Origin of the sequence: Plantibacter sp. T3 (genome assembly GCF_902506515.1) — a bacterium.
GTDB lineage: Bacteria > Actinomycetota > Actinomycetes > Actinomycetales > Microbacteriaceae > Plantibacter > Plantibacter auratus.
The window spans coordinates 3,943,564-3,955,134 of record NZ_LR733286.1; the positions used below are offsets into that span (position 1 = coordinate 3,943,564).

General features: G+C 70.1%; 9 protein-coding genes. 5 read left to right on the top strand and 4 right to left on the bottom strand.

Annotated elements, in window-relative coordinates; translation table 11 throughout:
- Window positions 1–136: 136 nt before the first annotated feature.
- Both GV015_RS18480 and GV015_RS18485 read right to left on the bottom strand, forming a co-directional pair.
- On the bottom strand, window positions 137–1,492 hold the full coding sequence (locus tag GV015_RS18480) for a signal peptidase I (RefSeq protein ID WP_159879925.1): 1,356 nt from the start codon (window positions 1,490–1,492) through the stop codon (window positions 137–139).
- Window positions 1,493–1,573: 81 nt separating this feature from the next.
- Window positions 1,574–2,173, bottom strand: coding sequence for a hypothetical protein (locus tag GV015_RS18485; RefSeq protein WP_079706700.1), 600 nt, complete (start codon window positions 2,171–2,173; stop codon window positions 1,574–1,576).
- 139 nt (window positions 2,174–2,312) lie between these two features.
- Between GV015_RS18485 and GV015_RS18490 the strand changes: the two genes are divergently transcribed.
- Window positions 2,313–2,873, top strand: coding sequence for a DUF805 domain-containing protein (locus GV015_RS18490; RefSeq protein ID WP_079706699.1), 561 nt, complete (start codon window positions 2,313–2,315; stop codon window positions 2,871–2,873).
- Here the strand turns inward: GV015_RS18490 and GV015_RS18495 are convergent.
- On the bottom strand, window positions 2,848–4,116 hold the full coding sequence (locus tag GV015_RS18495) for a low temperature requirement protein A (protein ID WP_159879927.1): 1,269 nt from the start codon (window positions 4,114–4,116) through the stop codon (window positions 2,848–2,850). The two genes, GV015_RS18490 and GV015_RS18495, sit on opposite strands and share 26 nt — an antisense overlap.
- 237 nt (window positions 4,117–4,353) lie before the next feature.
- On the opposite strand from GV015_RS18495, the gene GV015_RS18500 reads away from it, so the two are divergent.
- A complete protein-coding gene (locus GV015_RS18500) occupies window positions 4,354–5,427 on the top strand; it encodes an alkene reductase (protein WP_159879929.1) in 1,074 nt (357 codons plus the stop codon).
- A gap of 60 nt (window positions 5,428–5,487) precedes the next feature.
- On the opposite strand, the gene GV015_RS18505 is transcribed toward GV015_RS18500, so the two are convergent.
- Complete coding sequence (locus tag GV015_RS18505) at window positions 5,488–6,981, bottom strand: helix-turn-helix transcriptional regulator (protein ID WP_159879931.1); 1,494 nt, start codon at window positions 6,979–6,981, stop codon at window positions 5,488–5,490.
- Window positions 6,982–7,132: 151 nt separating this feature from the next.
- On the opposite strand from GV015_RS18505, the gene aceA reads away from it, so the two are divergent.
- The 3 genes from aceA (at window position 7,133) to GV015_RS18520 (ending at window position 11,562) form a co-directional block, all read left to right on the top strand.
- On the top strand, window positions 7,133–8,479 hold the full coding sequence (gene aceA / locus GV015_RS18510) for an isocitrate lyase (RefSeq protein WP_159879933.1): 1,347 nt from the start codon (window positions 7,133–7,135) through the stop codon (window positions 8,477–8,479).
- Window positions 8,480–8,564: 85 nt separating this feature from the next.
- The gene (gene aceB, locus GV015_RS18515) at window positions 8,565–10,229 is read left to right on the top strand and encodes a malate synthase A (protein ID WP_159879935.1); all 1,665 of its coding nucleotides are present in this window, start codon (window positions 8,565–8,567) and stop codon (window positions 10,227–10,229) included.
- Between the two features lie 121 nt (window positions 10,230–10,350).
- The gene (locus GV015_RS18520; protein ID WP_138945169.1) at window positions 10,351–11,562 is read left to right on the top strand and encodes a pyridoxal phosphate-dependent aminotransferase; all 1,212 of its coding nucleotides are present in this window, start codon (window positions 10,351–10,353) and stop codon (window positions 11,560–11,562) included.
- Window positions 11,563–11,571 lie beyond the last annotated feature (9 nt).

The window sequence follows — 11,571 nt, forward strand, 5'->3', positions numbered from 1 at the left end:
AGCTCCTGAGCGTTGCCTCACCGCACGGGTGAAAACAGGCGCAGAAAATCATGGCAGATTTCAACTACCTCCATCCAGTGTACGGCACGGTCGCCCGGCTGTAAAACCAGCGTCGACCTGCGCGCGGACGGACGCCTCACGGGCGCCCGAGCGCTGCGTGCTCGGCAGCCTCCTCGGCCGACAGCACCCGCGAGTGGATCCCGACGCCGTCGATATCTCCGGCGAACCAAGCGGAGGAGGGCGCACCAGGCCAGGTGGACGCGATCGTGTCGTGGCCGATGCGCCAATAGCCACGGTAGCTCTGCAGCACCGTGTTCGAATTCGTTCCGACCAGGGCGCCGTCGAGGTAGAGGCGCATGCCGTCCGTGGTCGACATGGTCGCCATGACGTGGTGCCACCGTCCGTCCGTGACCGCGTCCGGCGTCACGATCGTCTGCGGCGAACCGCTCCACGTCCCGAAGACGAGGCGGCCGTCCCGGTCGATGTACAGGTGGCGGTCATGGGCGCTGGACGGGACGGTCTGCGCGTTCCCGAAGCCGATCAGCTTGCCCTGCGACTCCGCGGTCCGGAACCAGGTCTCCAGCGTGAAGGTGGTCTGCTGCGGAAGCTGCGGCATGGTGACCACCTGACCGGCCTGGCCGTCGAGTCGGACGAACGGACTGTCGCCGCAGCTACCGCCGACGCGCTCCGCCGTGCCGCCCAGCTGTGCCGTGCCACTGCCGGTTCCGCTGTTCACGACCTCGGCCCCGTCGGCCTCACTGAAGTCCAGTCGGAACTCGGGCGAGCCCAACGGCTGCCCGAGGCACGAGAAGGGCCCCGCGCCGAGTCGGTTGTCGGAAGCGCCGGCGAAGCTCTGCCAGTTCGCGCCAGCGGTCGGCAGTACCGACACGACGGCCAGGACCCCAGCCAGGGCGGCACCACCGATCGGGGCGGCCCGACGCACCCGACCGATCGGCGCGGTGGCTTCGCGGTCCTCGACGAGGTACCGCCGCGTGGCCGCGATCGCCCCGAGGATCGCCGCCGCGAACGCCGCGGAGAGTGCCAGGGGACCCCAGGCACCCTCGTTCGCCCAGACGACGGGGAGACCGATGTACGGGACTCGGAGGACGCCGACGCCACGAACGGCGTCGTCCTGGACGAGCTGTCGATCCGGTTGCCGGTTCGCGTCACCCTTCAGGCGGAGTCCCTCCGCCTCCCGCTCGACGACGCGGTGCAGGAGCAGCGCGTCGTCCTCGCCCGGTCCGTCGACGAGGACCACCTGTCCTGCCGCGGCGTCGGAGCCGTCGATCGGCATCGAGACGACGACGTCGCCGGTCATGATGCGCGGCTCCATGGAACCTGACGCCACGGTGGTCGGAACCCACCCGATGAGCTTCGGCACCGCCGCCCAGGCGAGGAGACACAGCGCGAGCAACGCGAGGACGCGCGCACCGAGGGCGACGACCACGATGCCGGACGACACGATGCACCGGCGGGCTGATGACGGTTCCATGAGAGCTCCCGGAGGGACGAGGTGGACGGGGACAGGCGGGCCGCGGTGCTCCCGTCAGCGGGACGAGAGCACCGGGATCGCCTAGGAGGTGCGACCCTCCCAGACGAGGTCGACCGCCGCCGTGCCGCCCTGGACGGTGTTCGGCGCATCCGGGGACAGCGTGTACGTGACCTTGAAGACGCGCTCCTCGCCGCCGCCGACGGAGGCCCACGAGCCGAGTCCGGACGCGTGGTCGACCGCAGTGTTCGCGAGGCCGGCGAGGGTGCCGCTGTAGACGGACGCGCCCGTGGTCGCGGGGACGAAGTCCTCGCAGGACCCGTAGCCGCCGCCGGCGCCCTGGACGATGTCGAGCTGCAGGTGCTGGTCGAGGTCCTGCGTCTGCGCCGCGTTGTCCGCATAGAGACGGATGTCGGACGACAGCGAACCGTCCGAGGTGACGGCGATACAGTTCACGCCGGTCGAGCCGGGCTGCAGGTCGTCCGCGGCGAACATGGCGGCGCCGGAGTCGTCATCGCTCAGCGCGATCGCTCCGGCGCTCCAGGCGTTGCCGGCGTTGTCGGTCGACGAGGTGAAGGCGGCGTAGGAGGCGGTCGAGACGATGACGCCGCTCGCCAGGACGGCGACGGGCAGCGCGGCCCAGCGGACGAGGCGGCGGGATCGAGGGGACAGTGCGGTGGTCATGGTGATTCTCCAGGGTCGGGGCCGAAATCGGCACGTGTTGTACAACTAATATTCCATATGTTGCTCTGAAATACAACATGTGCTGGCGATGTCGGTAGGGTGGACGCACGAATGCACGACGACTCGACCCAGGGGACCGATGAGCAGCGCAGACGAACACGCAGTGACCGCGAACGCGGCGGAGACGGACCGCAAGGACGATCGCCGGATCCCGGCCCGGTTCGCGGATGACAGCCCGCTCCCGGGCGCCGGCCCGATCCAGGCGTTCCTCCGCTTCTGGAAGCGGTATCCGATCTTCACCGGGCGGGCCAGCCGGAGCGAGTTCTGGTGGTGGGTGGTCGTCCACGCCGTCATCGTCACCGCGCTCCTGGTGATCGGACGTGGTGTCGACGTCGCGACCGGGGTGACGGCCGGTTTCTGGGAGGGTCAGGTCACCGAAGGACCCGCCTGGGGCGTCCAGAGCATCCTGTCCGGGATCTGGGGCCTCGCGACGATCATCCCGGGGCTGTCGCTGAACGCCCGTCGCATGCATGACACGGACCACAGCGGCTGGTGGCAGCTCATCAACCTGGTCCCGATCTTCGGCTGGTTCTTCTTCATCTGGCTCGCGGCGCAGCCGAGCGACCGCGGCGGTGCCCGCTACGACACGGGGCCGCACCGCGAGGGCGCCCAGATCAAGCCTGGCGACGCTCCGCAGTGACCCGCCGGTCCGGGAGGACCGTGTCGGCGATCGCGGCGAGGACGAGCACCAGCGTGCAGAGACACCCGAGGACGAGTTCCCCGAGCTGCGGCACGAGGAACGCGGCGACCGCGCAGCCAGCGAGCATCGCGAGGCCGATGACCGGCGCGAGTGGAACGGCGCGGTCGACGACGAACCGGAACAGCGACAGCCCGAGCAGGTAGAGGGCCGGTCCGCCGAGGATCACGACGCCCCCGGCGAGTTCCACGGCGTCGGCCGGTCGGTCGAGGATCTCCTTGTCCCCCACCGAGACGAGCACGATCCCGGCGACGATCACGACGTGGGCGTAGCTGTATCCGTCGCGCGCGATGCGTCCGAGACGTCCCGGCCCCCGTCGACCGGGACGACCCTCGTCACCGTCGGCGCGGTCGGCCTCCTCCTCGGCGGCCTCGACCGCTCGGCGTCCCGCCGTCTCCGTGCGGTGGAAGTACAACCACCACAGCGCGACCGCGGAGACGAAGGCGCTCAGCATCCCGACGACGGCGGCGACCGACGTCTCGAGCTCGACGAACGCGAACCCGGTGACGAGCAGTGACTCGCCGATCGCGATGATGATGAAGAGCGACGCCCGCTCCGAGAGGTGCGCACCGGAGAGCTCCCAGCTCTCGACCTCCGAGGTCCGCACACCCGGCAGCCGGAATCCGAGGGCCCCGCCGCCGTACTCGATGGCGACGGCGCAGATCCAGAACGCCAGTTGCCAGTCGGCCGGCACCAGCGCCCCGGCGATCCAGAAGACCGCGGCGAACGCGGTCCAGACGAGGACGCGTGCGAAGCTCAGGGCCACGTCGCGGTCGTGCCGCCAGGTCGCCACGACCATGAACAGCGTCCGGATGAGCTGGAGCACGACGTAGGCGACGGCGAACGCCAGCGCGCGGTCGGTGAACGACGCCGACACCGACACCGCCGCGACGAACGCCAACAGGCCGAAGCCGATGAGCGCGAGTCGCACCGCGAGCCGTTCCGGGTCGAGCCAGTTCGTCACCCAGCTCGTGGACACCCAGGACCACCAGAGCGCCAGGATGAGGACGATCGACTCGAGCGCGGCAGTGACGCTCTGGTCGTCGGCGATGAGCTTGCTCAGCTGGGTGAGCGCGAAGACGAAGACGAGGTCGAAGAACAACTCGACGAAGGTGACGCGCTCGGCGCGTTCACCGGACTCCGGACGGCGGAGGTCGGAGACGAGGCCGAATCTGGGGGCGGGCATCTTCGTATCCTGGCAGGGTTCCCGGTGCCGACGCCTCCCCCTCGGATTCGTCGACACCGGGTCGTGCTCGTCGCGAGCTGCGGGGACAGAGCCCGACGACCACACCGTGAGCCTAGCAAGAAGTATTCCAGATGCACAAGGTCCAGAAGCATCACCGGAATATCGACGGCCGCAGCCGGGTTGCGTCCGGAGGCCGCGTCCTCCGCGTGCCGCACCCCCACGAAAGGCATCACCCGTATGGATCTCTTCGCGCCCGTTCGACTCGGCGACCTCGAACTCGCCAACCGCGTCGTCATGGCCCCGCTCACCCGCATGCGGTCAGGAGCCGACGGCGTCCCCGGCGACCTCGTCGCCGAGCACTACAGCCAGCGCGCAGGACTCGGGCTCATCATCACGGAGGGCACCTACCCGAGCGCCGAGTCGCGCTCCTACCCGGGCCAGCCCGGCATCGTCACCCCCGAGCAGGTCGAGGGTTGGCGTCGCGTCGCGAAGGCCGTGCACGGAGCGGGCGGGCTCATCGTCATGCAGCTCATGAACGGCGGCCGCGTCTCGCACACCGACATCACGGGCACCGACCGCATCGTCGCGCCGAGCGCGATCGCCATCGCCGGCGAGGTCCGGACGCCGGCGGGCGCCCAGCCGTACCCCGTCCCGCACGCGCTGAGCACCGAGGAGCTCGACACGGTCCGCGAGGAGTTCGTCCAGGCGGCTCGCAACGCGATCGAGGCAGGGCTCGACGGCGTCGAGCTCCACGCCGCGAACGGCTACCTGCTGCACCAGTTCCTCTCCCCCGTCTCCAACGTGCGCGACGACCGCGCCGGAGGCAGCCCGGAGGCCCGCGCGTCGTACGTCGCCGAGGTCGTCAGCGCCGTCGCCGAGGCGGTCGGTGCAGCGCGCGTCGGCATCCGCATCTCCCCGATGAACGGCGCCGGTGACACGGCGGAGACCGACGAGGCCGACGTCCGCGCGACCTACGAGGCACTGCTCGACGCCCTGGCACCGCTCGGCCTCGCCTACGTCAGCATCCTCCACGAGGACCCGGCCGGCGCGCTCGTCCAGGACCTGCGCGGTCACTTCGGCGGCAAGCTCATCGTCAACAGCGGCTTCGGCACCGTCACGACGCGCGACGAGGCGATCGCCCTCGTCGAGCACGCGCATGCCGACGCCGTCGCCGTCGGGCGTCTCGCCATCGCGAACCCCGACCTCGTCGAGCGTTGGGCGGGCGAGCACGAGGAGAACACCCCGAACCCGGCCACCTTCTACGGCCCGGGCGCCGAGGGCTACACGGACTACCCGCGCCTCGCGAGCTGATCACGCTGAGGTGAGGCACCTCGTCGCTCGACACCACGTCGGGCGACGAGGTGCCTCACCTCAGTCCGCCCGCGGCGCGTGCGACTCGAGGAACTCGTACACCTCGACGGAGTCGACCCCCGGGAAGGATCCGGTCGGCAGCGCAGCCAGCAGACTCGTCGGCGTCCGCGCCGCCGGCCAGGCCTTCCCCTCCCACCGTTCGGCGAGCGCCGGCGACGCCCGACGACAGCATCGCTCGTCGGGGCAGTTCGAGGTCGACCGATGCGGCGTCTCGCGTCCGCGGAACCACTTCACGTGCGCGAACGGGACGCCGACGCTGACCGAGTACTCGCCCTCCTTGGCCTTCTCGATCCGCGAGGTGCACCAGAAGGTGCCGGTGTCCATGTCGGTGTACTGATACCAGGGGCTGAAGCGGTCCTCGACGTCGAAGACGGTCCTGGCCGTCCAGTTGCGGCAGACGAGCGAGCCCTCCACTGCTCCGAGGACGTCGGACGGGAACGTGACCCCGTCGTTCTCGTACGCCTTGATGATCGTCCCCGACTCGTGCACCTTCATGAAGTGCACCGGGAGCCCGAGGTGCCTCGTCGCGAGGTTGGTGAAGCGGTGCGCGGCGGTCTCGTACGACACCGCGAACGCGTCGCGCAGGTCCTCCATCGAGATGCGCCGGAGCTGTTTCGCCTCACCGAGGACGCGCACGGCGTCACGCTCGGGCAGCAGGATGGCCGCCGTCAGGTAGTTGGTCTCGACGCGCTGCCGCAGAAAGTCCGCGTAGTTTCCCGGCTCCTCGTGCCCGCACAGGTGACTGGCGAACGCCTGGAGGATGGGGGAACGCGAATCACGGGACATCGAGGGTTCGGTCGGCAGGTAGATCCGACCGTTGCGCCGGTCGGTGACCGAGCGCGTCGAGTGCGGCAGGTCGCCGACGTAGTGGAGCGAGAACCCGAGGTGCTGTGCCATCTCCGCGACCGTCTGGTGCGAGACCGGCCCTCCGGTGTAGCCGACGGCGTCGAGCAGTCCTTTCGCGACGGCCTCGAGCTCGGGGAAGTGGTTGTCGGCCGCGCGCATGTCCGCCCGGAGGACCGCGTTGGCCCGGCGCGCCTCCTCGGGTGTCGCCGCTCGCTCCCGATGCAGGCGGGCGACCTCGTCGTGCAGCGCCAGCACGGTGCGCAGCGTCTCGTCCGCTGTCCCTTTCGAGACGCGGATGGGCGCGATCCCGAGGGCGGAGAAGACGGGCCCCCGCTGGGCACGCTCGACGGCGATCTCGAGCGCGGCCCGGTCGCTCGGCGGTTCGTCACGGAGGAGGTCGTCGACGGTGGTGCCGAGGGCCGCGGCGATGACGCGGAGCATCGACAGGCTCGGCTCCCGATGCCCGTTCTCGATCGCCGACGCCTGCGACGGTGCGCGGTCGATCGCCTGCGCGAGCTCGTCGAGGGTGAGGCCCGCACGGGATCGGGCATCGCGGATCCGGCGACCGAGGACGAGGGCGTCCGCGTGCGGAGCAGGTCCGTCACCAGAGGTGGCGGAGACGGGTGGAGCAGCGGCGGTGCTGGTCATGGTGATCATGCTCACACGCGCCGGTTGTTCCGGCAAACAGAAGGTCGGCCGTTCTTCTGTCCACGGATGACGTCCGTCGGGGTTGCGGCGAGCGCAGGATCGTTCCCACAGCACGACCCGCCCCACCGACCTCGACACCACAGGAGTCATCGTGAGCAACGAAGCCACCCGACCGACCGACCACCGCACGCCCCTCCGCGCCGGCGACCAGACGCAGACGGCCGAGGAACTGCAGCGCGAGTGGGACACCGACCCGCGCTGGGACGGGGTCCGCCGCGACTACACCGCTGAGGACGTCGTCCGCCTGCGCGGCGGTGTCCGGGAGGAGCCGACGCTCGCCCGCCGAGGGGCGGAGCGCCTGTGGAACCTCCTCCACACCGAGGAGTGGGTGCCTGCCCTCGGCGCGCTGACCGGCAACCAGGCCGTGCAGCAGGTCCGGGCTGGCCTGCAGGCGATCTACCTCTCCGGCTGGCAGGTCGCCGCCGACGCGAACCTCTCCGGGCAGACCTACCCCGATCAGAGCCTCTACCCGGCGAACTCGGTTCCGGCGGTCGTCCGGCGGATCAACAACGCGCTGCTCCGGGCCGAGCAGATCGACTTCGCCGAGCGAGCCGTCGGGCAGGACTCGGGACGCGAGGCGATCGACTGGCTCGCGCCGATCGTCGCCGACGCCGAAGCCGGCTTCGGTGGACCGCTCAACGCCTACGAACTCATGGCCGGCATGATCCAGGCCGGCGCCGCGGGCGTCCACTGGGAGGACCAGCTCGCGGCTGAGAAGAAGTGCGGCCACATGGGCGGCAAGGTGCTGGTGCCGACGGGCCAGCACATCCGGACCCTCAATGCGGCCCGGCTGGCGGCGGACGTCGCCGGCGTCCCGACCATCGTCATCGCGCGCACCGATGCACTGGCCGCCACCCTCCTCACGAGCGACATCGACGAGCGCGATCTGCCGTTCCTGAACGGGAACCGGACCCCGGAGGGCTTCTACGAGGTGGAGAACGGCATCGGTCCGGTGCTCGCTCGCGGCCTCGCCTACGCGGAGTACGCCGACCTGCTCTGGGTCGAGTCGGCGCAACCCGACCTCGACCTCGCCCGCCGGTTCGCCGAGGCCGTCCACGAGCGGTTCCCGGGCAAGCTGCTCGCCTACAACTGCTCGCCGTCGTTCAACTGGAAGTCGCACCTCGACGATGCGCAGATCGCGTCCTTCCAGCGCGAGCTCGCCGCCATGGGATACGCGTTCCAGTTCATCACCCTCGCCGGCTTCCACGCGTTGAACCACTCGATGTTCACGCTGGCGAGTGATTACAAGGAGCGGGCGATGAGCGCCTACGTCGATCTCCAGGAAGCCGAGTTCGCCGCAGAGGCCAGCGGCTACACCGCCACCAAGCACCAGCGGGAAGTCGGTACCGGCTACTTCGACCTCGTCGCGACCGCCCTCAACCCCGGCAGCGCCACCCTCGCCCTCGCCGGATCGACCGAGGAACAACAGTTCCACTGATCCACACCAGCCCCGCCCTTCGACAAGCTCAGGGACCGCTCGAAAGACCCATCCGACGCACGACCATCCGAAACGGAGTCACCCCATGAACACCCTGCTCGCTTCCCCGTCCACACCCACCACCGGGCCGGTGCCCACGCAGCGCACCGGCCCCGCCATCGAGGTCGTCGGTCGTCTCGGTGACCGGTACGAGGAGATCCTCACCCCCGACGCCCTCGCCTTCCTCGCCGAACTGCACCAGCGGTTCGCGGGTGCGCGGCACGACCGCCTCGCCGAGCGCATGCGCCGACGCTTCGAGATCGGGAACGGCCGCGACCCGCGGTTCCGCGACGACACCGCGGCGATCCGGGAGGACCGCTCCTGGCGCGTCGCCGGCGCCGGGCCCGGTCTCGAGGACCGCCGGGTCGAGATCACCGGCCCCACCGATCCGAAGATGACGATCAACGCCCTCAACTCCGGTGCGAACGTCTGGCTCGCCGACCAGGAGGACGCGACGAGCCCGACGTGGGCCAACGTCATCGGTGGTCAGCTCTCGCTGCGCGACGCCGTCCGCGGTGAGCTGACGTTCACGAACAAGGCGGGGAAGGTGTACCGCGTCACTGCGACGGAGACGCCGACGATCGTCATGCGACCGCGCGGCTGGCACCTCGTGGAGAAGCACCTGCGGTTCATCGACCGATCCGGGGCGGCGATGGCCGCCTCGGGGAGCCTCGTCGACTACGGCCTCTACGTCTTCCACAACGCCCGCCCGCTCATCGACGCCGGCCGCGGGCCGTACTTCTACCTCCCGAAGTTGGAGTCGAGCGAGGAGGCGCAGCTCTGGGATGACGCCTTCACATTCACCGAGGAACGCCTGGGTCTCGACCACGGCACGATCCGCGCCACCGTGCTCATCGAGACGCTCCCAGCGGCGTTCGAGATGGACGAGATCCTGTACGCGCTCCGCGACCACTGCGCCGGTCTCAACGCCGGTCGGTGGGACTACATCTTCTCGATCATCAAGAACTACCGGGGGCGCGGTGCCCGGTTCGTCCTGCCCGACCGCAGCGAGGTGACGATGACGGTTCCGTTCATGCGCGCCTACACCGAGCTCCTCGTGCAGACGTGCCACCGCCGCGGTGCGCACGCGATCGGCGGGATGTCCGCATTCATCCCGAACCGGCGCGATCCGGAGGCGACGGCGCGCGCGATCGAGAAGGTCTCAGCCGACAAGCGCCGCGAGGCGGGCGACGGCTTCGATGGGACCTGGGTGGCGCACCCGGACCTCATCGAGACAGCCAGGGCCGAGTTCGACGCGGTCCTCGGCGATCGTCCGAACCAGCTCGACCGACTGCGGGAGGACGTGTCGGTGACACCGTCACAGCTCCTCGACGTGCGCATCGGTCGGGGGGTCACGGACGCCGGTCTCCGTGACAACGTGTCGATCGCCGTCCGCTACCTCGACTCCTGGCTGCGCGGCGTCGGCGCCGCGGCCATCGACGGACTCATGGAGGACGCGGCCACGGCGGAGATCAGTCGATCGCAGGTCTGGCAGTGGATCCACCAGGACGTCGCGACCGACGACGGCCGTCCGATCACCCGTGAGCGGGTCGAGGACCTCCTCGACGAGCTCCTCTCCTCGCTCCCCCGCACCGCGGACGACCGCTTCGAGGACGCCGCCGAGTTGTTCCGCGAGGTCGCGCTCAGGGAGGAGTTCCCGACCTTCCTCACCGTCCCGGCGTACACGCGGTACCTCGTCGACCCCGCATGAGGACCGAGGTGAGGCACGTCGTCGTTCCCCGGCGGACCGGGCGACGACGTGCCTCACCTCGCTGCACGCGACGTCGGACACACACTGTCCTCTCGATGCCGGGTTCGGTACGCTCGGACTCGTGCCTGAATCGACTCCCACGCCCCGCCTGTCCACGAAGATCTCAGCGATCGCCGAGTCCGCCACACTGAAGGTGGACGCGAAGGCGAAGGCGCTGCAGGCGCAAGGCCGACCCGTGATCTCCTACGCGGCGGGCGAGCCGGACTTCCCGACGCCCGAGCACATCGTCGAAGCGGCGCTCGTCGCCGCCCGCGACCCGAAGGCGCACCGGTACACCCCAGCGGCCGGCCTGCCGGACCTCCGCGCCGCCATCGCGGAGAAGACGCTCCGCGACTCCGGTCTCGAGGTCGACCCGAGCCGGGTCATCGTCACCAACGGCGGCAAGCAGTCGGTGTACGAGGCGTTCCAGGTCCTCCTGAACCCGGGCGACGAGGTCATCGTGCCGACGCCGTTCTGGACCACCTACCCCGAGGCCATCGCGCTCGCCGACGGTGTCGCGGTCGACGTCTTCGCCGACGCCTCGCAGAACTACCAGGTCACCGTCGAGCAGCTCGAGGCGGCGCGCACCCCGCGTACCAAGGTCCTCCTGTTCGTCTCCCCCTCGAACCCGACCGGCTCCGTCTACTCCCCCGAGCAGACGAAGGCGATCGGCGAGTGGGCGCTCGAGCACGGCATCTGGGTCATCACCGACGAGATCTATCAGAACCTCACCTACGACGGCGTCCGCGCGACGTCGATCGTCGAAGCGGTGCCCGAGCTCGCCGAGCAGACGCTCCTCGTCAACGGCGTGGCCAAGACGTACGCGATGACGGGCTGGCGGGTGGGGTGGACCGTAGGCCCGGCGGACGCGATCAAGGCGCTCGGCAACCTCCAGTCGCACCTCTCCGGCAACGTGAACAACATCGCGCAGCGCGCGGCGATCGCGGCCCTCACCGGTCCGCAGGACGCCGCGGAGGCGATGCGTGAGGCGTTCGACCGCCGCCGCAAGCTCATCGTCGGCGAGCTCAACAAAATCGACGGCTTCGAGACGCCGACCCCGCAGGGCGCCTTCTACGTCTACCCCGACGTCACGGCACTGCTCGGCCGGACGTTCGGCGGCGTGACGCCCACGACGTCGCTCGAACTCGCCGACCTCATGCTCGACCAGGCCGAGGTCGCGGCAGTGCCCGGCGAGGCGTTCGGGCCGTCCGGCTACCTGCGCTTCAGCTACGCGCTCGGCGACGACCAGCTCCTCGAGGGCGTCCAGCGCCTCCAGCGCCTGTTCGCATCCTGACCCGAGGTC

Bases quoted from the DNA above. Each gene is read 5' to 3' on its own strand.
- GV015_RS18485 (WP_079706700.1), bottom strand. From the start codon at position 2,173: ATGACCACCGCACTGTCCCCTCGATCCCGCCGCCTCGTCCGCTGGGCC.
- GV015_RS18500 (WP_159879929.1), top strand. From the start codon at position 4,354: ATGGATCTCTTCGCGCCCGTTCGACTCGGCGACCTCGAACTCGCCAAC.
- GV015_RS18480 (WP_159879925.1), bottom strand. From the start codon at position 1,492: ATGGAACCGTCATCAGCCCGCCGGTGCATCGTGTCGTCCGGCATCGTG.
- GV015_RS18495 (WP_159879927.1), bottom strand. From the start codon at position 4,116: ATGCCCGCCCCCAGATTCGGCCTCGTCTCCGACCTCCGCCGTCCGGAG.
- GV015_RS18505 (WP_159879931.1), bottom strand. From the start codon at position 6,981: ATGACCAGCACCGCCGCTGCTCCACCCGTCTCCGCCACCTCTGGTGAC.
- GV015_RS18490 (WP_079706699.1), top strand. From the start codon at position 2,313: ATGAGCAGCGCAGACGAACACGCAGTGACCGCGAACGCGGCGGAGACG.
- aceB (WP_159879935.1), top strand. From the start codon at position 8,565: ATGAACACCCTGCTCGCTTCCCCGTCCACACCCACCACCGGGCCGGTG.